This window comes from Methylobacterium sp. WL12 (assembly GCF_008039475.1).
GTDB classification, from domain to species: domain Bacteria; phylum Pseudomonadota; class Alphaproteobacteria; order Rhizobiales; family Beijerinckiaceae; genus Methylobacterium; species Methylobacterium cerastii.
The window spans coordinates 1-25,629 of the sequence record NZ_VRUW01000004.1 but is presented as its reverse complement, the minus strand read 5'-3'; the positions used below and the strand labels follow the sequence as shown (position 1 = coordinate 25,629).

Annotated in this window: 23 protein-coding genes and 1 pseudogene; 18 read left to right on the top strand and 6 right to left on the bottom strand. The window is 70.0% G+C overall.

Going from position 1 to position 25,629, the window contains the following annotated elements; genetic code table 11:
* The first annotated feature begins 8 nt into the window (after positions 1 to 8).
* From FV226_RS02845 to FV226_RS02795, 12 genes are all read left to right on the top strand, one after another.
* Positions 9 to 2,264, top strand: a complete 2,256-nt coding sequence (locus tag FV226_RS02845) for a xanthine dehydrogenase family protein molybdopterin-binding subunit (protein WP_147761730.1) — start codon at positions 9 to 11, stop codon at positions 2,262 to 2,264.
* Between the two features lie 174 nt (positions 2,265 to 2,438).
* Positions 2,439 to 2,807: a fluoride efflux transporter CrcB gene (gene crcB, locus FV226_RS02840; protein ID WP_147761729.1), complete on the top strand. Its 369-nt coding sequence runs from the start codon at positions 2,439 to 2,441 to the stop codon at positions 2,805 to 2,807.
* Positions 2,808 to 2,835: 28 nt separating this feature from the next.
* Positions 2,836 to 3,273 (top strand): EamA family transporter, encoded by a 438-nt coding sequence (locus tag FV226_RS02835; RefSeq protein WP_147751867.1) that lies wholly within the window; start codon positions 2,836 to 2,838, stop codon positions 3,271 to 3,273.
* Between the two features lie 210 nt (positions 3,274 to 3,483).
* Positions 3,484 to 3,624 (top strand): hypothetical protein, encoded by a 141-nt coding sequence (locus FV226_RS27860; protein ID WP_187273716.1) that lies wholly within the window; start codon positions 3,484 to 3,486, stop codon positions 3,622 to 3,624.
* Entirely contained in the window at positions 3,621 to 3,941 is a 321-nt protein-coding gene (locus FV226_RS02830; RefSeq protein ID WP_147761728.1) for a hypothetical protein, read from the top strand. The genes FV226_RS27860 and FV226_RS02830 overlap by 4 nt, the downstream gene beginning before the upstream one ends.
* A gap of 120 nt (positions 3,942 to 4,061) precedes the next feature.
* The gene (locus tag FV226_RS02825) at positions 4,062 to 4,256 is read left to right on the top strand and encodes a hypothetical protein (RefSeq protein WP_147761727.1); all 195 of its coding nucleotides are present in this window, start codon (positions 4,062 to 4,064) and stop codon (positions 4,254 to 4,256) included.
* Positions 4,257 to 4,519: 263 nt separating this feature from the next.
* Positions 4,520 to 5,857, top strand: coding sequence for an MFS transporter (locus FV226_RS02820; protein WP_147751849.1), 1,338 nt, complete (start codon positions 4,520 to 4,522; stop codon positions 5,855 to 5,857).
* 148 nt (positions 5,858 to 6,005) lie between these two features.
* Positions 6,006 to 7,148 (top strand): ubiquinol oxidase subunit II, encoded by a 1,143-nt coding sequence (cyoA, locus tag FV226_RS02815; protein ID WP_281406018.1) that lies wholly within the window; start codon positions 6,006 to 6,008, stop codon positions 7,146 to 7,148.
* Positions 7,149 to 7,191: 43 nt separating this feature from the next.
* Complete coding sequence (gene cyoB / locus FV226_RS02810) at positions 7,192 to 9,195, top strand: cytochrome o ubiquinol oxidase subunit I (RefSeq protein ID WP_147761725.1); 2,004 nt, start codon at positions 7,192 to 7,194, stop codon at positions 9,193 to 9,195.
* A 4-nt stretch (positions 9,196 to 9,199) separates the two neighbouring features.
* On the top strand, positions 9,200 to 9,826 hold the full coding sequence (gene cyoC, locus FV226_RS02805; protein ID WP_147751846.1) for a cytochrome o ubiquinol oxidase subunit III: 627 nt from the start codon (positions 9,200 to 9,202) through the stop codon (positions 9,824 to 9,826).
* The gene (gene cyoD, locus FV226_RS02800; RefSeq protein ID WP_147751845.1) at positions 9,823 to 10,233 is read left to right on the top strand and encodes a cytochrome o ubiquinol oxidase subunit IV; all 411 of its coding nucleotides are present in this window, start codon (positions 9,823 to 9,825) and stop codon (positions 10,231 to 10,233) included. The genes cyoC and cyoD overlap by 4 nt, the downstream gene beginning before the upstream one ends.
* 5 nt (positions 10,234 to 10,238) lie before the next feature.
* Positions 10,239 to 10,931, top strand: a complete 693-nt coding sequence (locus FV226_RS02795) for an SURF1 family protein (protein ID WP_246691476.1) — start codon at positions 10,239 to 10,241, stop codon at positions 10,929 to 10,931.
* A gap of 418 nt (positions 10,932 to 11,349) precedes the next feature.
* On the opposite strand, the gene FV226_RS02790 is transcribed toward FV226_RS02795, so the two are convergent.
* Entirely contained in the window at positions 11,350 to 12,639 is a 1,290-nt protein-coding gene (locus FV226_RS02790; RefSeq protein ID WP_147761810.1) for a PQQ-dependent sugar dehydrogenase, read from the bottom strand.
* A 309-nt stretch (positions 12,640 to 12,948) separates the two neighbouring features.
* Between FV226_RS02790 and trxA the strand changes: the two genes are divergently transcribed.
* Complete coding sequence (gene trxA / locus FV226_RS02785; RefSeq protein ID WP_147751865.1) at positions 12,949 to 13,278, top strand: thioredoxin; 330 nt, start codon at positions 12,949 to 12,951, stop codon at positions 13,276 to 13,278.
* Positions 13,279 to 13,456: 178 nt separating this feature from the next.
* Here the strand turns inward: trxA and FV226_RS02780 are convergent, their stop codons facing one another.
* The 4 genes from FV226_RS02780 to trpA all read right to left on the bottom strand — a co-directional run bounded on the left by FV226_RS02780 (position 13,457) and on the right by trpA (position 17,736).
* Positions 13,457 to 14,365 (bottom strand): porin family protein, encoded by a 909-nt coding sequence (locus FV226_RS02780; protein ID WP_147751843.1) that lies wholly within the window; start codon positions 14,363 to 14,365, stop codon positions 13,457 to 13,459.
* A 166-nt stretch (positions 14,366 to 14,531) separates the two neighbouring features.
* Positions 14,532 to 15,857 (bottom strand): folylpolyglutamate synthase/dihydrofolate synthase family protein, encoded by a 1,326-nt coding sequence (locus FV226_RS02775; RefSeq protein ID WP_147751842.1) that lies wholly within the window; start codon positions 15,855 to 15,857, stop codon positions 14,532 to 14,534.
* Positions 15,858 to 15,871: 14 nt separating this feature from the next.
* Positions 15,872 to 16,792: an acetyl-CoA carboxylase, carboxyltransferase subunit beta gene (gene accD, locus FV226_RS02770; protein WP_147761809.1), complete on the bottom strand. Its 921-nt coding sequence runs from the start codon at positions 16,790 to 16,792 to the stop codon at positions 15,872 to 15,874.
* A gap of 107 nt (positions 16,793 to 16,899) precedes the next feature.
* Positions 16,900 to 17,736 carry a tryptophan synthase subunit alpha gene (gene trpA, locus FV226_RS02765; protein WP_147761724.1) on the bottom strand — a complete coding sequence of 279 codons (837 nt, stop codon included), beginning with the start codon at positions 17,734 to 17,736 and terminating at the stop codon, positions 16,900 to 16,902.
* A 307-nt stretch (positions 17,737 to 18,043) separates the two neighbouring features.
* On the opposite strand from trpA, the gene FV226_RS02760 reads away from it, so the two are divergent.
* From FV226_RS02760 to gluQRS, 5 genes and pseudogenes are all read left to right on the top strand, one after another.
* On the top strand, positions 18,044 to 18,589 hold the full coding sequence (locus tag FV226_RS02760) for a hypothetical protein (RefSeq protein WP_147751840.1): 546 nt from the start codon (positions 18,044 to 18,046) through the stop codon (positions 18,587 to 18,589).
* Between the two features lie 179 nt (positions 18,590 to 18,768).
* Positions 18,769 to 19,617 (top strand): annotated as a pseudogene (locus FV226_RS02755) (oxidoreductase).
* Positions 19,618 to 19,790: 173 nt separating this feature from the next.
* A complete protein-coding gene (locus FV226_RS02750) occupies positions 19,791 to 21,815 on the top strand; it encodes an ATP-binding protein (RefSeq protein ID WP_147761723.1) in 2,025 nt (674 codons plus the stop codon).
* A 32-nt stretch (positions 21,816 to 21,847) separates the two neighbouring features.
* The gene (locus FV226_RS02745; RefSeq protein ID WP_147761722.1) at positions 21,848 to 22,135 is read left to right on the top strand and encodes a hypothetical protein; all 288 of its coding nucleotides are present in this window, start codon (positions 21,848 to 21,850) and stop codon (positions 22,133 to 22,135) included.
* Entirely contained in the window at positions 22,132 to 23,031 is a 900-nt protein-coding gene (gene gluQRS / locus FV226_RS02740) for a tRNA glutamyl-Q(34) synthetase GluQRS (RefSeq protein WP_246691469.1), read from the top strand. Before FV226_RS02745 ends, gluQRS begins: the two co-directional genes overlap by 4 nt.
* 13 nt (positions 23,032 to 23,044) lie before the next feature.
* On the opposite strand, the gene FV226_RS02735 is transcribed toward gluQRS, so the two are convergent.
* On the bottom strand, positions 23,045 to 25,096 hold the full coding sequence (locus FV226_RS02735) for a M23 family metallopeptidase (protein ID WP_238271024.1): 2,052 nt from the start codon (positions 25,094 to 25,096) through the stop codon (positions 23,045 to 23,047).
* Positions 25,097 to 25,629 lie beyond the last annotated feature (533 nt).

Below are 25,629 nucleotides of genomic sequence, written 5' to 3'. Positions count from 1 at the left end.
ATCGCCGCATGACACAGACCTTCAGCTCCACCGGTCACGACAGCTTCGTCGGCACCCCCCGCAGCCGCGTCGACGGACCGGCCAAGGTGACGGGCCTGGCCAAGTACGCCGGCGAATTCACCGCCGCCGACCTCGCCCACGGCTACGTGGTGTCGAGCGCGATCGCGCGCGGCCGCATCAGCGCGATCGACACCGCCGCCGCCGAAGCCGTGCCCGGCGTCATCAAGGTGCTCACGCACGAGAACCGCTCGCGCACCGCCTGGCTCGACTACAATTACCAGGACGCGGTGGCGCCCCCCGGCTCGCCGTTCCGCGCGCTCTACGACGACAAGATCGCCTTCAGCGGCCAGCCGGTCGCCCTCGTCGTGGCCGAGGATTTCGAGACCGCACGGCACGCGGCTACCCTGGTGATCGTCGCCTACGAGGCCGAGGAGCCCAAGACCTCCGCCGACGCCGTCCGCGCCTTCGCCTACGACCCGCCGAAGAAGCGCGCCGGCATCAAGCCGCCGCCCAAGCCCTGGGGCGACGCCGACGCCGCCTACGACGCCGCGCCGATCAAGCTGCAGAACGAGTACCGGCTCGCGGTCGAGCACCACAACCCGATGGAGCCCCACGCCTCCACCGTCGTCTACGAGGGCGACGGCAAGTACACGGTCTACGACAAGGTCCAGGGCGTCTCGAACAGCCACAACTACCTCGCGGCGGTGTTCGGCCTGAAGAAGGACGACGTGCGGGTTCTCAACCCGTATCTCGGCGGCGGCTTCGGCTCGGGCCTGCGCCCGCAATACCAGCTCTTCCTGGCGATGCTGGCCGCCCGCGACCTGGAGCGCTCGGTGCGCGTGGTCCTGACCCGCGACCAGATGTGGTCGTTCACCTACCGCCCAGACGCGATCCAGACCGTGTCGCTCGGCTCAGGCGAGGACGGGCAGCTGCAGGCGCTGCGCCACGACGCGATCGGCGTGACCTCGCATTACGAGGATTACCAGGAGGTCGTCGTCAACTGGTCGGGCGTGCTCTACAAGTGTGACAACGTCGCGCTGACGTACAAGATCGCCCAGCTCGACACGGCCTCGCCCGGCGACATGCGTGCGCCCGGCGCGGTCACCGGCGTCTTCGCCATCGAGACCGCGATGGACGAGCTGGCGCACGAGGCCGGCCTCGACCCGATCGCATTGCGCCTGCGCAACTTCTCCGAGGCCGACGCGACCTCCGAGGACAAGCCGTTCGGCTCGAAGGCGCTGAAGGCCTGCTTCACGCAGGGCGCCGAACGCTTCGGCTGGGCCAAGCGCACGCCTGCGCCGCGCTCGATGCGCGAGGGTCACGAGCTCGTCGGCTGGGGCATGGCCACCGGCGTGTGGGAATCGATGATGCAGCAATCGAGCGCCCACGCCATCCTGAGCGCGGACGGCAAGCTCGAGGTCGGCAACTCCACCGGCGACATCGGCACCGGCACCTACACGATCCTCACCCAGATCGCCGCCGACACCCTCGGCCTGCCGATGGAGGACGTGACGACCAAGCTCGGTGACACGCGGCTCCCCGAGGCGCCGGTCGCGGGCGGCTCGTGGACCGCGGCCTCCTCCGGCACCGCGGTGATGAAGGCCTGCCGCAACGTCGGCGAACAGGTGTTCAAGCTCGCCCGCGCCATGGAGGGCTCGCCGCTCGCCAACGTCGATTTCGACCGCGTCGCCTTCGCGAACGGGCGCATCGCGGTGGCGGGCGACGATAGCCGCAGCGTCGCCCTGGTCGACGTGCTGAAGGCCGCCGACGTCGAGACGGTGGAGGCGACCGAATCCGCCGGTCCCGACAAGGATTTCGCCAGCCAGTACGAGGCCTACACCCACTCGGCCGTCTTCGTGGAGGTCCGGGTCGATGAGGAGCTCGGCCAGATCCGCCTCACCCGCGTCGTCTCGGCGGTGGCGGCCGGCAAGATTCTCAATCCCAAGACCGCGCGCAGCCAGATCCTCGGCGGCGTGGTGATGGGCATCGGCTCGGCGTTGCACGAGGAATCGATGATGGACCACCGCCTCGGCCGGTTCATGAACCACAACCTCGGCGAGTATCACGTGCCAGCCAATGCCGACATCTACGACATCGACGTGATCTTCGTGGACGAGGAGGACAAGGCCAACCCGCTCGGGGTGAAGGGCCTCGGCGAAATCGGCATCGTCGGCACCGCCGCGGCGGTGGCCAACGCGGTGTTCCACGCCACCGGAAAGCGCATCCGCCACCTGCCGATCACCATCGACAAGGTGCTCGGATAGCGCGCCCCACACTTGCGCGTTTGAACCTGGAACTTCGCTTGCACGCCGCCGGACCGTGATGGGGCCGGCGGCGTTCGTCATGCTTGCCGGCTTCTTGCATGCCGGCTGCCCGATGACAGACGCGGTGCCAGACGCTAGCGCTCGGGTGCACGCCTGCCCGGGATCGGCAACAGAATGAACCTCCTCTTCGTCTTCCTCGGCGCCGGCCTCGGCGGCGTCGCGCGCTACGGCGTCAGCGCGGCCTCCCTCCGGCTCGGCTCGGATTTCCCCTACGGCACCATGGCGATCAACGTCGTCGGCTCGGTGCTGATGGGGCTGTTCACCGGGTGGTTCGCCCTGCGCGGCGGCGGGCAGCCGCTGCGGTTGTTCATCGCCACCGGCGTGCTCGGCGGCTTCACCACCTTCTCCTCGTATTCCCTGGAAGCCGTGCTTCTGCTGGAGCGGGGCGAGGCCGCCGCGGCGGCGGTCTACATCGTCGGCTCGGTGGCGCTCGGCCTCGCAGGCTTGTTCGCCGGCCTGCTGCTGATGCGCGCGATCCTGTGACGGGCCGGCCCTCGTGATGGCGACGCTGATTCAGTCATCGATCCAGTCTTGGCGCTTCTGGGCCCTGCTCTCGGCGGCCTTCGCCGCGCTTACCGCGATCCTGGCCAAGGTCGGCGTCGCGGGCGTGCCCTCGGACGTGGCGACCCTCGTCCGCACGGTGGTGATCCTGGCGCTCACCGCGGCCATCGTGGTCGTCACCGGCCAGGCCGCCGACTTGGCCCGGATCCCGGGGCGGAGCGCGGTCTTCCTCGTCTTGTCGGGCCTCGCCACCGGTGCTTCGTGGCTTTGCTACTTCCGCGCCCTGTCCCTCGGCGACGCTGCCCGCGTCGCGCCGATCGACAAGCTCAGCGTCGTCCTGGTCGCGCTCTTCGGCGCGACCCTGCTCGGCGAGACGCTGAGCCCGCTGAACTGGCTCGGCGTCGCGCTGATCGCCGCCGGCGCGGTGCTCGTGGCCGTCGGAGCGTGATGGCAGGCGTCTACTGTGGAACGATTTCAAATATAAACTTGGAGATCGACAGCTGAAGACTGGAATTACAACGTTTCCAATATTTGATAAATCGCTTGATAATCGATTTGCGATCCTGCTAGACGGTCTATCGACGGTGTCGGGTTAGTCTGCAGTCAGGCGGCGGCATCGGCGAATGCACGGATGCTGGAGGCCGGAATGAGACGGGTGATGGACCTGATCGATACCTGCGTGACGGTGGCTTGGTGGGACGGCTCCTGCCTCGGCCTGCGCCTGCACCGCCTGCCGGACCTGATCGACCGCGTCGCGTCGGCGCCGCAGCGTGTCCGCCGCACCGGAGCCCGCGCATGATCCCGGAATCCCAAAGCTGCCGCTGCGACGAGACCCGCGGGCAGGCGGCGATCGAGCAGGCGCTGGCGCGCGCGTTCTGGCAGGCCCTCGACGGGCAGGTCCTGCCGGTGATGGCCGCCCTCGAAGCCGCCTCGCGGACCGTCGGCGCGCTCTACGGGCAGATCGCGGCGGCGCACGGGGCGGGCACGACCTGCGCCTGCGGCTGGGTGCCGGACCCGGACGGCGACCTGATCGTGCTCGAAGCGCATCTGGCCGCCGCCATTCTGCAGCCGCGTGCGCCCGACCTCGCCCGGATGGAGGCCGCCGGCAGCGCCTGACGGGACGGGCGGCCCGCCCCGCCCGGTCCTTGCGCCGCCTCGCGAGCGGGCGGACGTTACCGCTCGCTTAACCCGGCCGCGCGATCATTCCGCACCGCATGCGTGGTGGGAGTTCGGGCGATGGACGCAATCTACCACAGCCTCGAGACGTCGCTGCTGGCGTTCGGCTTCGCCCTGAGCGTCGCCGCCTTCGCCCTGCTGGCAAGCCCGCCTGCTGCGAGCCCCCGCTTCCTGCGCCCGCCCTTCGCGGACGCCTCCGCCGGCTCGATCCTCCTGCCGATGCTCACGGTCGACGTTCCTCGAAACGTGAACTGAGACGTCCGCTCGCGCGACTTCACCCGGCATTTCCCCGCGCCGGGGCATGCGCTCGGAACGGCAGGGACATGCCGGATTCATGGGGGACCGTCGCGCACGCTTGCGCTATCAGCCTCGAAAGCCTCTGATCGGCGCTGCGACTACGCGGCGGTGTCGCCGACGGTCCTGAGCGGGTACTTTCCGCTCCCCGGCCGTGGCACGCACGCCCCGTGAATCGCCGCACCGCGTCACCGTCGCCTCATCGAGCAAGCCGGCTGTCCGACATGATTCCTGAGCCCGCCCTGGCAAACTCCACCCCCCTGGAGCGCGACGCGCATCTGGTCTCCACCGACCACAAGGTCGCCCCGGGCGAGATCGCCGCCGGCGTGGTGATCGGCCGGGCCTCGGAATACTTCGACTTCTTCGTCTACGGCATCGCCTCGGTGCTGGTGTTCCCGAAGGTGTTCTTCTCGTTCGAGCCGGATGCGCTCACCGCGACGCTGTACTCCTTCGCGGTGTTCGCGCTGGCCTTCGTCGCCCGGCCGATCGGCTCGGTGATCTTCATGGCCGTCGACCGGCGGCACGGGCGCGGCGTGAAGCTGACGATCGCCCTTTTCATGCTCGGCGGTGCCACCGCGGCGGTGAGCTTCCTGCCGAGCTACGCCAGCATCGGCTACGCCTCGATCTGGCTGCTCGCCGGCCTGCGCATCCTCCAGGGCCTCGCGCTCGGCGGCGCCTGGGACGGCCTCGCCTCGTTGCTGGCGCTGAACGCCCCGCGCGAGCGCCGCGGCTGGTTCGCGATGATTCCCCAGCTCGGCGCGCCGCTCGGCTTCATCGTCGCCAGCGCCCTGTTCTCGTTCTTCCTCGTGAACCTCGACTCCGCCGACTTCCTCGATTGGGGCTGGCGCTTCCCGTTCTACTGCGCCTTCACCATCAACGTCGTGGCCCTGTTCGCCCGCCTGCGTCTGGTCGCCACCGACGAGTTCGTCCGCCTGATGGAGAAGGGCAAGCTCGAGCCGGTGCCGGTGTCCGAGGTGGTGCGCCATCACGCCCTCGACGTGTGGATCGGCGCCTTCGTGCCGCTCGCCGCCTTCGCGCTGTTCCACCTCGTCACGATCTTCCCGATCAGCTGGCTGACCCTGTTCACCGACCGCTCGCCCGGCGAGTTCCTGATCGTGCAATGCTCGGGCGCCATCGTCTGCGCCGGCGCGGTCGCGGCCTCCGGGCTGATCGCCGACCAGATCGGCCGCCGCAACGCGCTGCTGCTCAGCTCCGGCCTGATCGCCGCCTTCGCGCTGGGCAGCATCGTCGCGCCGCTGGTGTTCGGCGACAGCGCCATCGGCCAGACCATGTACGTCACGGTCGGCTTCATGCTGATGGGCCTCGCCTACGGGCAGACCGCCGGCGCGGTGACGGCGCGCCTCGGCGCGCGCTACCGCTACACCGGCGCGGCGTTGACCTCGGATCTGGCGTGGCTGTTCGGCGCAGGCTTCGCTCCGCTGGTCGTCCTCTGGCTCTCGTCCCGCTACGGGCTGTGGATGGTCGGCCTCTACCTGCTCTCGGGTGCGGCGGCATCGCTCCTTGCCCTGACCCTCGACCGTTCCGAGATGCGGCAGATGTAGTCGGGACGCCCGCGTCGTCCCTCACCCCGTCCCGATGCATGATCGCGCCGAACGGCCCCCGGGCCCGCCGGCCAGGCAAACCGAGTTGATCACCGTGGCACGTTCCGCCTCACGTCCCCGTCCTCCGGCCCGCACCGCCGCCCGGCTTCTGCGCGGCTTCTGCGCGGTCTCGCTCTCCGGGCTGCTCGCCGGCTGCAACCTCGTGGTGATGCAGCCCTCGGGCGACGTCGCCCTGCAGCAGCGCAACCTCGTCCTCGCCTCAGTCGGGCTGATGCTGCTGATCGTGCTTCCGGTGATCGCGCTGACCCTGCTCTTCGCCTGGCGCTACCGGGCGACCAACGAGTCCGCCCCCTACGATCCGGACTGGCACCACTCGACCCAGCTCGAGGTGGTGATCTGGACCGCGCCGCTTCTCATCATCATCGCGCTCGGCGCGCTCACCTGGATCAGCACCCATACCCTCGACCCGTTCCGGGCGCTCCGGCGCATCGACGCCACCCGTCCCGTGGCGGCCGGCGTGAAGCCGCTCACCGTCGAGGTCGTCGCGCTCGATTGGAAGTGGCTGTTCTTCTATCCCGAATACGGGATCGCCACCGTCAACGAGCTCGCCGCCCCCGTCGACCGGCCGATCGACTTCAAGATCACCGCCTCCTCGGTGATGAACGCCTTCTACGTCCCGGCGCTGGCCGGCATGATCTACGCGATGCCTGGCATGCAGACGCAGCTCCACGCGGTGATCAACAAGCCGGGTGAGTATGCCGGCTTGTCCTCGCACTACAGCGGCACCGGCTTCTCGCGGATGACGTTCAAGTTCCACGGCCTCGACGATGCCGGCTTCGACGCCTGGATCGCCAAGGCGAAGGCGCAAGGAAGCGAGCTCAGCCGCGAGGACTACCTCAAGCTCGAGAAGCCGAGCGAGGCCGAGCCGGTCAAGTACTACAAGTCCGTCGCCGACGGGCTGTTCGACACGATCCTCAACATGTGCGCCGTGCCGGGCAAGATGTGCATGAGCGAGATGATGACGATCGACGCCAAGGGCGGCGCCGGCAAGGATTCCACCGAGAACCGCGAGCGCCTGCGCTACGACAACCGCCACATCGAGCAGGGCGACGAGGCGCCGGGCTCCACCGCCCCGGCCTCCGGCCGCACCCCGCACGGCCAGGAGCAGCCGCAGGGCATGAAGCCGGACGGCAACAACCCGCACGGCCACGAAAACGGAACGAAACCCGAGAACCAGATGCCGGCGCCGGAGCGGGACTCGATCGCCCCGTCGCAGCTCAACAACAAGTAGGACCGGCGCCTCGCCGCCGCACCACCCTCAACGGATCGAACCCATGTTCTCCAATCCGGATCTCCAGAAGCTCGTCTTCGGACGGCTCTCCCTGGAAGACATCCCCTACCACGAGCCGATTCTGCAGGTGACCTTCGCCATGGTGGCGCTCGGCGGCCTCGTCGTCCTCGGCGCGATCACCTACTACCGCTTCTGGGGCCCGCTGTGGCGGGACTGGCTGACCTCGGTCGACCACAAGAAGATCGGCGTGATGTACATCGTGCTGGCCTTCGTGATGCTGCTCCGCGGCTTCGCCGACGCGCTCATGATGCGCGCCCAGCAGGCCGTGGCGTTCGGCGCCAACGAGGGCTACCTGCCGCCGCACCACTACGACCAGATCTTCACGGCGCACGGCGTGATCATGATCTTCTTCGTGGCGATGCCGTTCGTCACCGGCCTGATGAACTACGTCGTGCCGCTGCAGATCGGCGCCCGCGACGTGGCCTTCCCGTTCCTCAACAACTTCTCGTTCTGGATGACGGTCTCGGGCGCCATGACGGTCATGGCCTCGCTGTTCGTCGGCGAGTTCGCCCGCACCGGGTGGCTCGCCTACCCGCCGCTCTCGGGCGCGGACATGAGCCCGGGCGTCGGCGTCGACTACTACATCTGGGCGCTGCAGATCGCCGGCATCGGCACGCTGCTGTCGGGCATCAACCTGATCGCGACCATCGTGAAGATGCGCGCGCCGGGCATGACCATGATGAAGCTTCCGATCTTCGTCTGGACCTCGCTCTGCACCAACGTGCTGATCACGGCGGCCTTCCCGATCCTCACCGCCGTGCTCGCCCTGCTGTCGATGGACCGCTACGTCGGCACGCACTTCTTCACGAACGACCTCGGCGGCAACCCGATGATGTACTTCAACCTCATCTGGATCTGGGGCCACCCGGAGGTCTACATCCTCATCCTGCCGGCCTTCGGCATCTTCTCGGAGGTCACCTCGACCTTCTCCGGCAAGCGTCTGTTCGGCTACGCCTCGATGGTCTACGCCACGGTGGTCATCACCATCCTGTCGTACCTGGTCTGGCTGCACCACTTCTTCACGATGGGCTCGGGCGCCGACGTGAACTCGTTCTTCGGCATCACGACGATGATCATCTCGATCCCGACGGGTGCGAAGATCTTCAACTGGCTGTTCACGATGTATCGCGGCCGCATCCGGTTCGAGCTGCCGATGATGTGGACCGTGAGCTTCATGGTCACCTTCACCATCGGCGGCATGACCGGCGTGCTGCTCGCCGTGCCCCCGGCCGACTTCGTGCTGCACAACTCGCTGTTCCTGATCGCGCACTTCCACAACGTGATCATCGGCGGCGTGCTGTTCGGGATGTTCGCCGGCGTGACCTACTGGTTCCCGAAGGCCTTCGGGTTCAAGCTCGACCCGTTCTGGGGGAAGATGTCGTTCTGGTTCTGGACGGTGGGCTTCTACTTCGCCTTCATGCCGCTCTACGTGCTCGGCCTGATGGGTGTGACGCGCCGCGCCAACCACTTCGACGACCCGTCTCTTCAGATCTGGTTCGTCGTCGCCGCCTTCGGCGCGGTGCTGATCCTGCTCGGCATCCTGTCGATGATCGTGCAGTTCGTGGTCTCGATCCGAAACCGCGAGGCGCTGCGCGACCTCACCGGCGACCCGTGGAACGGCCGGACCCTCGAATGGTCCACCGCCTCGCCGCCGCCGGACTACAACTTCGCCTTCACCCCGGTGATCCACGACCTCGACGCGTGGTCCGACATGAAGAAGCGCGGCTACGCACGGCCGGTGGAGGGCTACCGGGCGATCCACATGCCGAAGAACACCGCCACCGGCGTGATCCTCGGCGTGGTCTCGATCGGCTTCTCGTTCGCGATGATCTGGTACATCTGGTGGCTCGCCGCGGCGACCTTCGCGACGATGTTCCTGGTCACTGTGATCCACACCTTCAACTACAACCGCGACTTCTACATCCCCGCCGCCGACGTGGTGCGGGCCGAAGGACAGCGTACGAGCGTGATGGCGGGGCGGGCCTGAGCCGATGATGCACACCGACACCGCCCCGCCGGGCGCCGAGGCACCGGCCTTCTACCTCGAGGAGGACCACGCCCACGAGTCGAGCACCATGCTCGGCTTCTGGATGTACCTGATGAGCGATTGCCTCATCTTCGCGGTGCTGTTCGCCACCTACGGGGTGCTCGGCCGCAACTACGCGGCCGGGCCTTCGCCGCGAGACCTGTTCGAGCTGCCGCTGGTGGCGCTCAACACCTCGATGCTGCTCCTGTCCTCCATCACCTACGGCTTCGCAATGCTGGAGATGGAGAAGGACAACCTCAAGACGATGCAGCTCTGGCTGGCCATCACCGGCCTGTTCGGCGCTTGCTTCATCGGCATCGAGCTCTACGAGTTCGCCCACCTGATCCACGAGGGCGCGACGCCGCAGCGCTCGGCCTTCCTGTCCTCGTTCTTCGCCCTCGTCGGCACCCACGGCCTGCACGTGTCGCTCGGTATCGTCTGGCTGATCGTGCTGATGGTGCAGACCGCCCAGAAGGGGCTGATCGTCGAGAACAAGCGCCGGCTGATGTGCCTGTCGATGTTCTGGCACTTCCTCGACGTGGTCTGGATCGGCGTGTTCACCTTCGTGTACCTGATGGGAGTGCTGCAGTGAGTCTAGCGACGGGGGCGGGCACCCACGCCGAGCCGCACGGCCACGGCCACGACGCGCATGGTCCCGGGACCGGCGCGCACGGGTCGTTCCGCAGCTACATGACCGGTTTCGTGCTCTCGGTGATCCTCACCGCGATCCCGTTCTGGCTGGTGATGAGCGACGTGCTCGGCAACGCCGTGCACACCACCTTGATCATCATGGCCTTCGCGGTGGTCCAGATCGTGGTCCACATGATCTACTTCCTGCATATGAACACGAAGTCGGAAGGGGGATGGACCATCCTCGCCCTGATCTTCACGCTGACCCTCGTCGTGATCACGCTGACCGGCTCGATCTGGGTGATGTATCACCTGAACAACAACATGATGCCGGCCTCCCCACACGACCTGATGCACCACAAGCCCTGAGGACGATCCGCCTCGGCCGGGCGGCGTTTAACCTCGCGAGCGCGCTGGCGGTCGCGGGGCTCGTCGCCCTCGGGATCTGGCAGGTCGAGCGCCGGACCTGGAAGCTCGACCTCATCGCCCGCGTCGAAGCGCGGGTGAGCGCTGCGCCGAAGCCTGCTCCTGGGCCCGCTGCGTGGCCCTCGGTCACCGAGGCGTCGGACGCCTACCGGCACGTGCGGGTGTCGGGCCGCTTCCGCCACGAATCCACGACGCTGGTCCAGGCCGTGACGGCGCTCGGCGGCGGGTTCTGGGTTCTGACCCCGCTGGTCTCCGAGGGCTTCACGGTCCTAGTGAACCGCGGCTTCGTCCCGTCCGACCGCCGCGACCCGGCGGGCTGGCGCCGGCCCGAGGGCGAGGTCGTGGTCACCGGGTTGCTGCGGCTGACCGAACCCGGCGGCGCGTTCCTCCGCAGCAACGCGCCGCCCGAGAATCGCTGGTACTCGCGCGACGTCGCGGTCATCGCATCGGCCCGCGGGCTGTGCGACGTGGCGCCGTACTTCATCGATGCGGATGCCGGGCCGGAGGGCGGCCTCCCGGTCGGCGGCCTGACGGTGGTGGCCTTCCACAACAACCACCTCGTCTACGCGCTGACCTGGTTCACCCTCGCCGCGATGATGCTCGGCGCGGCGATCTACGTGAATGGGGAGCGGCGGCGGTAGCGACGCACGTTCGTCGGCTGCTGCGAAGTTGTGGTGCTGTCCCTTCCCGGCAAACCTACCGAATTCACACATCGCCGCTGCTGTCGATCCGCTCTGCGCGCATCCCCTCGCCCCGCCTGCGGGGAGAGGGCATTGCCGAACTCGTCGTCGGCAAAGCGAGGTGGCGGCCGACGGTGAGGGGGCGACGCCGGAGGAGGCTCTTCCGCATACTCCCCCTCACCGTCGCTTCGGCTTCGCCGCCGCTCCCCGGCTGCACGACGGGGTGCAGCCGGGCCTCTCCCCGCCCGCGGGGAGAGGGGAACCCGCGCCTCCCTCGGGATGCGCGGCGAGCTGTGTGAATACAGTCTCTGGCAGCACGTGGAAGGAACACCAACGGGCGCCCGAACGCGTCGCATGCGTTCGGCAAGCGATGCCCCGATCAGCCGGCGTCGGCCCTGGGGGTCAGCTTCAGGATGCGGCCGTCCGCGCCGTCGGTGACGGCGTAGACCGCGCCGTCCGGTCCGACGCGGACGTCGCGGATGCGGGCGTCGAGGGGCACGCGCTCCTCGGTGACGACCTTGTCGCCGTCGCGCTTCAGCACCACGATCCCCTCGCTGACGAGGCCGCCGACGAGGAAGTCGTCCTTCCAGGCGGGGAAGAGCGTGCCGGTGTAGAGCGCCATGCCGGAGGGGCCGATCACCGGGTCCCAGTAGTAGACTGGCTGCACCGTGCCGGCGGCCTGGTTCACGCCCTCGCCGAGCGGCTCGCCGGAATACTCGATGCCGTAGGTCGCCACCGGCCAGCCGTAGTTGAGGCCGGGGCGCGGCCGGTTCAGCTCGTCGCCGCCGCGGGGGCCGTGCTCCACGGTCCAGAGCCGGCCCTGCCCGTCGAGGGCCGCGGCCTGGACGTTGCGGTGGCCGTAGGACCAGATCTCGGGCTTGGCCTTGTCGCTGCCGTAGAACGGGTTGTCCTTGGGGGCTTGGCCCTCGGCGTCGATGCGGAAGACCTTGCCGAGGCCGCTCGACAGGTCCTGCGCCTGCCCGCGCGTCGCCTTGTCGGAGCGCTCGCCCACCGTGACGAACAGCATGCCGTCGGGCGCGAAGACGAGGCGCGAGCCGAAGTGCTTGTCGCCGTCGTAGGTCGGCATCTGCCGGAACACGACCTTCACGTCGTCGAGCCTGCCCCCGCCCTTGCCGTCCTGGAGGAGCTTGGCCTTCGCCACGGTCGTGCCGTTGCCCTTGTCGCGGGGCTCGCTGAAGCTGAAGAACACCTGCCCGTCGGTGGCGAAGGTCGGCCCGAGCACGATATCGAGCAGGCCGCCCTGGCCGCGGGCGTCTACCTTCGGCACGCCGGAGATGGCCGGGCCGACGGTACCGTCCTTCGCGACGATGCGGATCTTGCCCGCCTTCTCGGTGACGATCATCCGGCCGTCCGGCAGGAACTCCATCGCCCACGGGCTCGCGAGGCCCTTGGCCACCGTGGCGACATCCACCTTCACGGCCTCGGCGGGTTTCGGGGAACGGGTCTGGTTCGGCAGCAGCGGCTTGTAGGCGGAGTTCGGCGCCGCAGTCTCGGCAGGCGCGTCGCCGGCGGTCTTGGCCGCGGGCACGCTGAAGGCATCGCCCTCGATGCGCGACGGCCGCGGGGCGGCGCTCTCCTCGCCGAATGCGACCGGTGCGAGCGCGACCGCCGCCACGGTGGCGAGCGTGAGGGAACGGAAGCGCGGCACCTGCAAAAATCCTGTCACCGTCGAGAATCCTCCTGGATCGGGTCCAAACGCCCGGGCGGCGGACACGGACGGTCGCCCGGGCGTTCCGACTCACATGGGGCGGGGCCTCCACCAAAGCGAGCGCGCGGGGACCCGGCCCCCGTCGCACGGCGCTTCGTGTGCGATTCGTCATGAACCGGGTGGGCAGCCGGCATGCGGCCCCGTCCGCCGCCTTGACCGCAGGACGCCCGGTCGCCAAGTCTCATGGCACCGGTCGGCGGGCGGCCTGTTGCAGGCGCCCGGGCGGCCTTTCGAGAAGGGTATTTTCCGATGGCGACGGTGAAAGTGACCGACGCGAGCTTCGAGCAGGACGTCCTCAAGTCCGTCGAGCCCGTGGTCGTGGATTTCTGGGCGGAGTGGTGCGGTCCCTGCCGGCAGATCGGTCCGGCGCTCGAGGAGATCGCCTCCGACATGCAGGGCCGCGTGAAGATCGCGAAGGTGAACGTGGATGAGAATCCCGGCATCGCCTCACAGTACGGGATCCGCTCGATCCCGACGCTGCTGCTGTTCAAGAACGGCGAGCGGGTCGACCAGAAGGTCGGCGCGGCGCCGAAGGGCGACCTGTCCCGCTGGATCAGCGCGCAAACCGCGAGCGCCTGACGCCCGCAGCGGCCGAACAGGCCCGCCTCCTCGAGGAGGCGGGCTTTTTCGTGCGCATCGCTTCACGCGCAAAAAGAAAGCCCGGCCGTGAGGCCGGGCTTTCTCCGTTTCGAAACCCAATTCGAATGGTTCGAGTCGACCCCGGGCTCTGGACGGCCCGTGGGTCGGAGATCGGATCCTAGTAGGAGCCGAACTTGTAGTTCAGGCCGGCGCGGACGACGGCGAACTCGGTGTCGCGACGGACGTTGCCGCCCGACACGAGCGTGACGCCCGGGCTGCCGACGCCGACCGGCGTACCGGCCGAGTTGACAGCGAAGATGCCGTTGTTGCGGTTGCCCTGGTTCAGGTTCACGTACAGGCCTTCGACCTTGAGGGTCACGGCCGACGAACGGAAGAAGTTCAGGAACGAGTCGGTGGGGAGCGCGTACTCGACGCCGCCGCCGACCGCGTAACCGGTCTGGAACGAGTCGGTCGAACGGTTCGGCAGGCCGAAGTCACGACCGCCGCCCGAGCCGTAGGCGAAACCGCCGGTGGCGTAGAACAGGGCCTTGTCGAAGGCGTAGCCGAGGCGACCGCGCACGGTGCCGAAGTAGTCGAGGCTGGAAAGGCCCGACGGGTTGAACACGAGGGTGCCCGGCAGGATGCCGCCGCCGGCGACCGTGGCGGACGAGAAGCGGTTCCGGTTCTGCCCGAAGTCGACGTACTGGGCGTCGGCCTCGATGCCGATCACGACACCCGAACCCGGGGTGAACTGGTAGTTGTAGCCAACCTGGCCACCGCCGGTGAAGCCGTCGTTGCCGCTGTTGTTGCCGAAGGCGAGGACGCCAGCGCGGTTGCCAGCGGGCACGCCGCCGACGGCGGGGCCGGCGAAGATCGCGTTACCCGGCGAGACGCCGACGACGGTCGGGGCGGTGGTGTTGCCGGCGTTGAAGCCGTAGCCGGCGTTCACACCGAAGTAGAAGCCGGTCCAGGTGAACACCGGGACGGGCGTGAAGACCGGCGGCGGAGCGCGACGCGGCAGGTCGGCGGCCGAGGCGGCGGCGGTGAGGGCCGTGAAGGCGGCCAATGACGTCAGAAGCTTGTTCATGTTCTCTTGATCCCCAGCATGTTGCCCGATCGATGCTGAGAATACGGGATTTCCCACAGCCAAGATGTAACATCGGCGCCACAGATGCGGCAGCTCTGCAATGGCGGGCCGACCGGACCTCGCGTGCGGCAGGCTCTAGCCCGCACGCCGCCGGGCCCGTCGGGCGTCAGGTCGGCGGCGTGCCGTTGGCGGTCAGGACGGCGCCGGCGAGGTAGAGCGAGCCGCAGATCAGGATGCGCGGCGGCCGCTCGAAGGCGATGTCGGCGACCGCCGTAAGGGCGGCCTCGATGCTCGGCGAGACGCGCGCGCTCAGGCCGACCTGCTGGGCGATCTCGGCGACCTCCTCGGCCGGCCGCGCCGCCATCTGCCCGGCGATCGGCACCGCGATCAGCGCGCGCGCCAGCCCGACGAAGTGGCGCAGGAACCCCTCGGCGTCCTTGGTGCCGAGCAGGCCGACCACAAGCACCAGCGGCACGTCGCTGCGCTCGCCGAGGTCGGCGAGCGCGGTGGCGAGGATGCGGCCGCCGTCGATGTTGTGGCCGCCATCGAGCCAGAGCTCGGAGCCGGCCGGGACCAGGGCCGCGAGTCGGCCGCGGGCGAGACGCTGCATCCGGCCGGGCCAGTCGACGTTGCGCAGGCCCGCCTCCACCGCGGCGACGCCGATGTCGCCGAAGCCCGCCGCCCGCAGGCCCGCGATGGCGGTGGCGGCGTTGGTGAACTGGTGCCGGCCGACGAGCTTCGGGCGCGGCAGGTCGAACAGGTCGGTCTCGTCCTGGTAGACGAGGCGGCCGCTCTCCTCGTGGACCGAGAAGTCCTGGTTGCCGACCCAGACCGGCGTCGCGCCCACGGCTTCCGCGCGGCGGCACAGGACCGCGTCGGCCTCGGCGTAATCCTGCGCGGCGATCACCGCCGGGCAGCCGCGCTTGAAGATGCCGGCCTTCTCGTTGGCGACCAGCTCGACGGTGTCGCCGAGATACTCGGCGTGGTCCCGGCCGATCGGCGTGACGACGGCGGCGGCGACCGTGTCGATCACGTTGGTCGCGTCGACGCGGCCGCCCAGCCCCACCTCGAGCAGCAGCACGTCGGCCGGCGCCTCGGAGAACAGCAGGAGCGCGGCCGCGGTGGTGATCTCGAACACCGTGATCGGGTCGCCGGCGTTGGCCGCCTCGCAGCGGGCGAAGGCCTCGGCGAGCCGGTCCTCGGGCACGTAGTGGCCGCCGCCGATGCCGCCCAACCGGATCCGCTCGTGGAAGCGAACGAGGTGGGGCGAGGTGTAGACGTGCGCGGCCAAGCCCCCGGCTTCGAGGATCGCCCGCATGAAGGCGATGGTCGAGCCCTTGCCGTTGGTGCCGGCCACGTGGATCACCGGCGGCAACCGGCGCTCGGGGTGGTTCAGGCGGGCGAGCAGGCTCTGGATGCGGCCGAGCGACAGGTCGATCGTGCGCGGATGCAGGGCCAGGAAGCGCGCCATCAGCGCGTCGGAGGAATCCATGGGCGCGCGCCGCGTCAGGCGGGTTCGAGGATCGGCGCGGACGGCGCGGACGGCGCGGACGCCGGCACCGAGGCCGGCCCGACGTTCATCAGGAGGCCGCAGATCCGCACGATGGTGTCCTTCAGCGCGTGGCGGTGGACGACCTGGTCGAGCATGCCGTGCTCCAGCAGGTACTCGGCGCGCTGGAAGCCGTCCGGCAGCTTCTCCCGGATCGTCTGCTCGATCACCCGCGGGCCGGCGAAGCAGATCAGCGCGCCGGGCTCGGCCAGGTGCACGTCGCCGAGCATCGCGTAGGAGGCGGTGACGCCGCCGGTCGTCGGGTTGGTGAGCACGACGACGTAGGGGAGGCGGGCCGCGCGCAGGCGCCGGATCGCCACGGTGGTCCGCGGCATCTGCATCAGCGAGAGGATGCCCTCCTGCATCCGCGCGCCGCCGGAGGCCGCGAACATCACGTAGGGCGTGCGCTTCTCAAGGGCCGTCTCGGCGCCGCGGATGAAGGCCTCGCCGGCCGCCATCCCGAGCGACCCGCCCATGAACGCGAAATCCTGGCAGGCCAGCGTCATCGGCTGCCCGCCGACCCGGCCGAACCCGACCTTGAACGCGTCCTGCATGCCGGTCTTGGTGCGCGCCTCCTTGAGGCGGTCGGCGTAGCGCTTCTCGTCGCGGAACTTGAGCGGGTCGACGGCGACCTCGGGCAGCGGCACGTCGATCCAGGTGCCCTCGTCGAACATCATCTTCAGGCGCGCGCTGGCGCTCATCTTCAGGTGGTGCTCGGAGCCGGGGATGACCCAGTGGTTCCCCTCCACCTCCTTGTGGAACACCATCTGCCCGGTATCCGGGCATTTCACCCAGAGGTTCTCGGGCGTCTCGCGCTTGAACAGGGTCTTGATCTTGGGGCGCACGACCTCCGAGATCCAGTTCATCGGTTCGACCATCATGTAGCGCCCGTCCGGTTCGATCAGACCGAGATCGTCGATCGGCCTTGCTCAGCGTGAGCCCTGCATATCGGGGCCGTCGCCCCGTTTGACCAGCGCCGCCCGCGTCAGGCGGCGCGGGCGGAGGCCGAGCGCACGCCGGCCGCGAGCTCGCGCACCAGCGCCGAGACCGCCTCGACGCTGCCACCGGTGGCCGCGCCCGCGCCGTCCAGCGTCCGGTGCAGCGCGTCGACCAGCGCCGAGCCGACGACGACGCCGTCCGCGCCCTTGGCGATCGCCGCGGCGTGGGCGCCGGTCTTCACGCCGAATCCGACCACTACGGGCAGCGCCGTGTGGCGGCGGATGCGACCGACCGCGGTGCCGACGGCGCCGAAATCCGGCGTCGCCGTGCCGGTGATGCCGTTGATCGAGACGTAGTAGACGAAGCCGGCGGTGTTCGCGAGGACGGCCGGCAGGCGCCGCTCGTCGGTGGTCGGCGTCGCCAGCCGGATGAAGGCGAGGCCCTTGGCCAGCGCCGGGAGGCAGAGCTCGTCGTCCTCCTCGGGCGGCAGGTCGACCACGATCAGCCCGTCGATGCCGGCCGCCGACGCGTCGTCGAGGAAGCGTTCGACGCCGTAGGTGTGGATCGGGTTGAAGTAGCCCATCAGGATCACCGGCGTGTCGACGTTGCCCGCACGGAACCGGCGCACGAGGTCGAGCGTCTTCGCGACGCCCTGGCCGGCCTTCAGCGCCCGCAGGCCCGCGGCCTGGATCGCCGGGCCGTCGGCCATCGGGTCGGTGAAGGGCAGGCCGAACTCGACGATGTCGGCGCCCGACGCCGGCAACGCCTGCAGCACCTTCAGCGAGGTCTCGGGGTCGGGGTCGCCCGCCATCACGTAGGTCACGAGGGCGGCGCGGCCTTCCGCGCGGCAGCGGGCGAAGGTGGCGTCGATGCGGGCGGCCATGGTGCCTGTCCGTTCCTGGTATCGAGACGTGTGCCGCGCGTCGCGAAGGGGAGCGCGGCGAAGGATCGATGCCGCGCCTACACCATCGGCGCCGGCCCGTGAAGCGGAAGCGGTTTCGCGACCCGTCCTCGTGCGCGCGAGGACGGGCAGAGCGTCTGCACCGGAAAGAGGCATGATCATCCACGCGCCAGCCGCCCATTGTGCAGGCAGGCGGGAATACTTTGCACACTATTGTGGCAGATCAAGAAAACCCCTAGGTCTCGAATCACGGTCGCCAAAGATCGACAGTCGAATCCGAGGACACGCCATGACCAACCCGTCAGAGATCAAGAATCGCTTCCACGCCAGCCTCGAAGCCTCCGAGGCGCGCGAGAACGGCTTTCGCAGCCGGCTGCTCGCCGAGGGCGTGCGCGCGCTGCAGCCGGTGCTCGGCGTCCTGACCTTGATGTCCGAGGTGCTGGACGAGCGCGACAACGTCCACGGCCGCATCGCCGGCCTCGACTGCGCGATCGACAAGGAGGACTTCGTCACCCTGCGCGCGGTCCTCAGCGGCACCTCGCAGCCCGAGCAGCGCATCGTCATCAAGTACGGCCCGGAGCTCGGCGGTCGCAACCTGATCTCGGTCTCCGGCATCGGCCAGCTCTACGCCGAGAAGCTCGTGGCCAAGACCCATTGCGCGGCGAGCCTCGGCCGGTCGGTCGGCAGCGACCTGCAACTCGACCTCGCCCGCGCCGACGACCTCGCCGAGGTCGTGCGCGAGATGGTCGAGGCCTACTTCGTCGGCCAGGCCCAGGTGCCGGTGCAGCACCATGCCGGCACCATCGAGGGCCACGCCCGCTACGCCGTCCAGTGATCTCGACGGGCCTGCCGCAGCGCAGCCCAGCACGATCCCCGCCCCGGCGACGGCCCAGCCCGTCGCCGGGGCGTCGCTGCGTCCTATCTGCGTGAGGACGCCGCGCGTCCCGGCCCTGGGCCGGATGCGCGTTTCCCTCACGCATCGCCCCGGCCGCCGGGGCGCACGGGACGATCCGCATGGCCTCCGCGACCACCCCCGTCTGGTTCATCACCGGCTGATCCACCGGCTTCGGCCACGACCTCGCCCGCGCCGTGCTCGCCCGCGGCTGGCGCGCGGTGGTGACGGCCCGCGATGTCGGCCGCGTCGCGGACCTCGCCGAGGCCGCGGGCGACCGCGCCCTGGCGCTCGCCCTCGACGTGACCGACCAAGCCCAGGTCGAAGCCGCGGTCGCGGCGGCCCACGCCGCGTTCGGCCGGGTCGACGTGCTCGTGAACAATGCCGGCTACGGCTACCAGGCTTCGGTCGAGGAGGGCGTCGAGGCCGAGATTCGCGCGCAGTTCGACGCCAACGTGTTCGGCCTGTTCGCGCTGACCCGCGCGGTGCTGCCCGGCATGCGGGCGCAACGCGGCGGCCGCATCCTCAACGTCACCTCGGTGGCGGGCTTCATCGGCTTTCCCGCCTCGGGCTATTATTCGGCGAGCAAGCATGCGGTCGAGGGCTGGTCGGACGCGCTCGCCGCCGAGACCGCGCCCCTCGGCATCAAGGTCACCTGCATCGAACCCGGTCCGTTCCGCACCGACTGGGCCGGACGCTCGCTGAAGCAGACCCCGAGCACGATCCCCGACTACGCCGAGACCGCGGGCGCGCGGCTGACCGCCACCTCGGAGAAGAGCGGCACCCAGGCCGGCGACCCGGTCCGCGCGGCGGAGGCGATGATCCGCGTCGCGGAGATCGACAATCCCCCGCGCCACCTCGTCCTCGGCGCCTGGGGCTACGACGCGGTCACCGCGAAGCTGAAGGCGCGGCTCGCCGAGATCGAAGCCTGGCGCGAGACCAGCCTGGGCGCGGATTTTCCGCAGAGTTGATGACCCGCGGCGGGTGACCGCTTGCGGCGAGGGAACGCTCGAACGGCGACGCGCCGCGACATCGGGAGGCGTGCGCGTCGCAACCTCCGATTAAGCGCCTTTCCCAACCGATCGTTCAGCCTCGCCTGCGATGGTCCACCCTGCCCGGGTGCGTCACGCCGGGGGAGATCCGCATGGACCCCAGGGACCTCGTCGTCGCGCTCGCGCTCCTCGTCACCGTGGGAAGCGTCGCCTTCGCCTGGGCGCGCCGTGGGCGGGCGGGCGCCCAGGACGACACCGAGCATCTTCACGACCGGATCTGGCAGGTCTCCGAGAGCGAGGACCGCTACCGCGCCCTGGTCGAGGCGACCACCGACGTGATCGTCCAGCGCGACGCGGCCGGGCGCATCACCTTCGCCAACGAAGGCTACGCCGCGCTCTTCGACCGGACGCCGCTCGCGATGATCGGCGCGACCCTCGACCTCCAGGTGCTCGAGGCCGCCGGCGCCGAGACAGGCCCGGACGGGGTGCGCCGGAGCGAGGTGCGGGTGATGCCGCCCGACGGCGTGCCGCGCTGGTTCGCCTTCGTCGAGGTGCCGATCGCCCGCGGGAGCGAGCCGATCCAATGGCTGCGCGCCGGCCGCGACGTGACCGGGCGCGTCGAGTCGGCGCGTGCCCTCGATGTGGCGCTCTCGCGCGCCGAATCCGCGAGCGTCGCCAAGTCGCGCTTCCTCGCCACGGTCAGCCACGAGTTCCGCACGCCGCTCAACGGCATCCTCGGCATGGCCGAGCTCGTCCTCGACACGGGCCTCGACGCCGAGCAGCGCACCTACGTCCAGGCGGTCCGCACCAGCGGGCAGGCGCTGCTTTCGCTGATCGACGGCATCCTCGATTTCTCGCGCATCGAGGCGGGCCGCATCGATCTCGCCGCCGAACCGTTCGACGTCGCGACCACCGCCGAGGCCGTGGTCGAGCTGCTGGCGCCGCGCGCGCAGGACAAGGGCATCGAGATCGCCCTCGACGTGGCCGAGGACGTGCCGGCCCTGGTGGTCGGCGACGGCGACCGGGTGCGGCAGATCCTGGTCAACCTCGTCGGCAACGCGGTGAAGTTCACCCAATCCGGCGGCGTCGGCGTCGGCGTGGCGCGAGCCGACGGCGCGATCCTGCTCACGGTCGCCGACACCGGGCCGGGCATCGCCGAGGACCGCATCGGCTCGCTGTTCGAGGAGTTCGAGCAGGGCGACGGCAGCGCCAGCCGCAGCCACGAGGGCACCGGCCTCGGGCTGGCCATCACCCGCCGCCTCGTCCTGCGGATGGGCGGCCGGATCGAGGTGGAATCGAAGCTCGGCCGCGGCTCGACCTTCCGCGTGGTGCTGCCGCTGCCGGAAGCCGACGACCAGCCCGCCCCCGCGCCGCGTCCGGTGCTGGCGGCGCGCAAGGTGCTGATCGTCGCCGACTCGCCGTTCCAGGCGCCGTTCCTGGCGCGCAACCTCGCCCGCTCCGGCGCGGCTGCCGTGGTGATGCCCAACCTCAAGGACGGACTCGACGCGCTGGCCGGCGTCGGCTTCGACGCGGTGATCGCCGACCGGGCGCTCGGCGACGACGCTGTTCGGCGGCTGGCCGACCAGGCCCGGGCCTGCGGCGTGCGCTGCAGCCTCGTCCTGCTCTCGCCGTTCGACCGGCGCGAATTCGGCGCGCCGGGTGCGGCCGGCTTCGACACCTACCTGATCAAGCCCGTTCGCGCCCGCTCGCTGTTCGACCGCCTGCTCGCCCCCGCGCCCCCGGCCGACGTCGCGCCCGAGGCGGCCAGCGCCGCCCCCGCGCGCGTGGGCGCGGGCCTGCGCGTGCTGCTGGCCGAGGACAACCCGATCAACGCGCTCCTGGCGACCAAGGCCCTGGAACGCCTCGGCGCCGAGGTGGTGCACGCGGCCGACGGGCTCGAGGCCCTGGCACGGATCGCGGACGGCGGCGTGTTCGACCTCGCCCTGATCGATATCCGTATGCCGAACTGCGACGGCCACGAGACCGCCCGCCGCATCCGCGCGGCCGAAGCCCGCGCGCGGTCCGGCCGCCTCCAGCTCGTGGCGCTCACCGCCAACGCGGGCCGCGAGGACGAGAAGGCCGCCCGCCGCGCCGGCTTCGACGGGTTTCTCGCCAAGCCCCTCGACCTCAAGCTGCTGCCCGGCCTGCTGGAACGCCGCGTGGCGCGGGCGGCTTGACGGACGCGTCCCCCCAAGCGAACACCGGCACCATGTCCGCTTCCGCCACGACCGCCGACCCGCACCCGAAGTCCCGCGACCCCGGCGGCCTCGCCGCCTGGGGCATCGCCGCCCTCGTGGCGGCGACGGTACTGCTCGGCGTGCTCCTGCCGAACCGCGCCCCCCACGGCCCGGTCTCGCCGGCCGCGGACGCGACCTGCGCCGAATGGGGCGACGGCTGCAGCGTCTGCCGGCGGCAGGCCGAGGGCCCGGCCTGCTCGCTGCCGGGCATCGCCTGCACGCCCGGCCCGCTGCGCTGCCTGCAGCGCGTCGGCGGTTGACGTCTGCCGGCGCGCCTCGGCCCACCTTTCGCTTTGCGCCGAGCCCGAACGGGCGCCTGCATCTCGGCCACGCCTATTCCGCGCTGCTCAACGCCGACCTCGCCGCCCGAACCGGCGGCCGTGTTCTGCTACGGATCGAGGACATCGACCCGGCCCGATCGCGGCCCGAGCTGGTGGACGCTATCATGTCCGATCTCGCCTGGCTCGGCCTCCGCTTCGAAGCGCCCGTCCGCCATCAGTCGCAGCACATGCAGGCCTATCGCGACGCCCGCGACCGGCTAATCGCGCGGGGCCTCGCCTATCCCTGCTTCTGCACCCGCGGCGACGTCCGCGTCGCGAGCGAGGGCAGCGTCGCGCGCGACCCGGACGGCGCGCCGCTCTATCCCGGAACCTGCCGCGGCCTCCCCCCGGAGGCCGCCGCCGCCCGCCGCGCCGCCCGCGCGCCGCACGCCTGGCGGCTCGACATGGCTCGGGCGTTGGCAACGGAATCCGGCACCCATGGGTATGCCGATCTCGCTCTCTCATCACCCGCCGAGCGGGGAGGGGAGGGAGTGTCTCATGAAACGTTTCGGGTCGCCGATCCCGTCCGCTGGGGCGACGCCGTAATCGCGCGCCGCGACGTGCCGACGAGCTATCATCTCGCCGTCGTCGTCGACGACGCGCACCAGGGCGTCACCCATGTGGTGCGCGGTTGCGACCTCGAGGCGGCGACCGACCTGCACGTCCTGCTCCAGGCGCTGCTCGGCTTGCCCACCCCACGCTACTACCACCACACCCTGATCCTCGGGCCGGACGGCGGCAAGCTCGCGAAATCGAAGGCGTCCGCGAGCCTCGCCGACCTGCGCGCGCGCGGCGACACCGCCGAAGCGATCCGCGCGACGCTCGGCTTCGCCTGACCCGAAAACCTTGTCAGCGCACCGCCGCATCGCGCTGCGCCATCGCGGTGGCGCTCTTCGACTTCTGCATCACCGCGTCGATCTGCTCGCGTTGGCGCTTGAACTCGGTGAGCATCCGGCCGTCGAGCTCGCGCCCGCGCGGCACCCGGATCTTCATCGGGTCGACGAAGTGGCCGTTGATGATGACCTCGTAGTGCAGGTGCGCGCCGGTGGAGAGGCCGGTGGAGCCGACATAGCCGATCACCTGGCCCTGGCGCACCCGCGCGCCTTCGGTGACGCCGCGCCCGAACCGCGACATGTGGTTGTAGGTGGTGACGTAGCCGTTGATGTGCTGGATCTCGACCCGGCGACCGTAGCCCGAGGTCATCTCGGCCCGGATCACGGTGCCGTTGCCGGCGGCCACGATCGGCGTGCCGATCGGGTTCGACCAGTCGACGCCGGTGTGGAGCTTGGCGTAGCCGAGCACCGGGTGGCGGCGATAGCCGAAGCCCGAGCGCATGATGCCGTCGGCGATCGGCTTGCGGATCAGGAACTTCTTGAGCGAGCGGCCCTGGTCGTCGAGGTAGTCGATCGAGCCGTCGTCCGGGGACTGGAAGCGGTAGACCTTCCGCTGTTCCCCGCCGAGGTTCAACGAGGCGTAGAGCAGGTCGGGCCGGTCGGCCGAGGCGCCGGCATCCTCGTCGTAGGTGTAGAACACGTCGAGGCCGTCGCCGGCCGAGATTCGCCGCTGGAAGTCGAGGTCGTAGCTGAACACCCGCACGATGTCCTCGACCGTGGCCCGCGGCAGCTCGTGCCGGGCCGCCGTCTCGTAGAGGCTCTGGTACAGGCGCGGACCCGAGCCGCCATCCTCCTCGTCGTCCTCAGCGTTCTCGGCGCTCGCCGCCGGCTTCTGCGACGGCGCCTCCTCGGGGGGAGGGGCCACCGAGACGAAGGCGCCCCGATCGTTGATCGCCGCGATCCCCTCGATCCCGCCCTCGCCGTAGAGCACGACCCGGGTCACTTGGCGCGGGTCGCCGGGCTTCGCGCCGGGGGCGATCTGCAGGCGGAACTGCTGCCCTTCCGCGAGCGCCCCGGTCTTGGTCCTACCGCCGAGCGCCGTGACGATGCCGCGGATCTGCTCTTCCGAGGCGAAGCCGGTGGCGCGCACCACGGCCTCCAGCGTGTCGCCGCGCTTCAATGCGAGGTCGCGCTCCTCGACGATCGGCGTCTCGTTGGGGCGCAACTCGACCTTGGCGAGCTTGGTCACGTTCTCGGGCACGACCAGCACTTCGATCGACTTGAACGGGTTGCCGTCGTTGGCGGTCTTGGGCGATCCCGCGAAGTCCGGCGTCGGCGCGCCCTGCAGGGTGCGCGACAGCAGGATCTGCGGCGCGATCGGGATCGCGGTGCGCCGGCCCGCCTCGGCCGAGATCCGGCGCTCCTCCTCGACCTGCGCCGTCACGTCGTCGTCGGACAGCGCGGCGGAGCCGGCCTCGACCGTCGCGTCGGCGAGGTCGCGCTTGACCACGCTGACCTCCGCGCCGGGCGCGTCGGCGGAGCCGGGATCAGGCGCCCGCTCGACCGGCTCGTCGGAAACGAACTTCATCGGATCGAATTTCGGGATGTCGCCGGCGAACACCCCGGTCGACATAGACAGCGCGGTGGTGATCCGCACGAAGGGGCGGACCTTGATGATCTCGCGGTCCCCCAGACGCACCGTCACCGGCGAGCGGAAACTTTGCTTGGCCGAGGCGATCATCAGGTTGCGCACGAGGCGGTCGCCCTTGCGCGCGAGGTTGGTGCCGCCCTCGCTAGGCTGGGGCCGGGGCGCCACGCTCACCCGTTCCGGGATGGCGGCGAAGGAGGCCTCGCCCTGCAGCGAGACGTGCAGTGCCGCCCCGATCAGCGCCGCGCCGGTGAGGCCGGTCAGCGCCGAGGCGCAGAGCCAGCGCAGGTTGACCTCGCGGCGGTCGATGCGCGTCGCATCCGATCCGAGCAGGTCGAGGGCCGGCTGAATCCCGTGGGCATGACCCGGCGGGGTCCGCGGGCCGCCGGCCTCGCCGATCTTGAGACGGTCGCGGTTCACCAAGAGCGCCTTGTCGGAGGAGGGCGGCTTCAAGGGCCGCCAAGACATGAGCATGTCGAAGGGCAGCATGTCGAGATTGAGGCGCCTCGTGCGCGAGCGCGCTTCCACTCATCGATCCGTCGGATCAGGTCCATCCGTCAGGAGAGATGCGCGACGATCCACTCGGGGCCGCCTTCCAGTCTCTGTCATGTCTCTGTCGTGAAAATCCGCAAAAGTTCCATTTCGCCTGTTGACGGGCTGCGTGGGTGTCCGTATACCCCTGTTCATCGAACGGGGGCGGCGGCGACGCGGTTCTGGTTCGGGACCACCGACATGACGAGCGAAGGGGCAGCTGGCGTGAGCCGGGTGGCCTGGTGTTTGTGTCGGCGGTGTTGTCGGTTTCGGGTCTGGCCTTGGTGTCGGGTTTGGGGTTGACAGGGGGTCTGGGCGGGCTTAGACGCCTCCCACCGCTGAGGCGGACCACCGAGTGGTTGGTTCGGTATCACGGTTCTCCAAGACGGGCAAGGTGGTTTGGGGTTGATAGCCCTGGATTT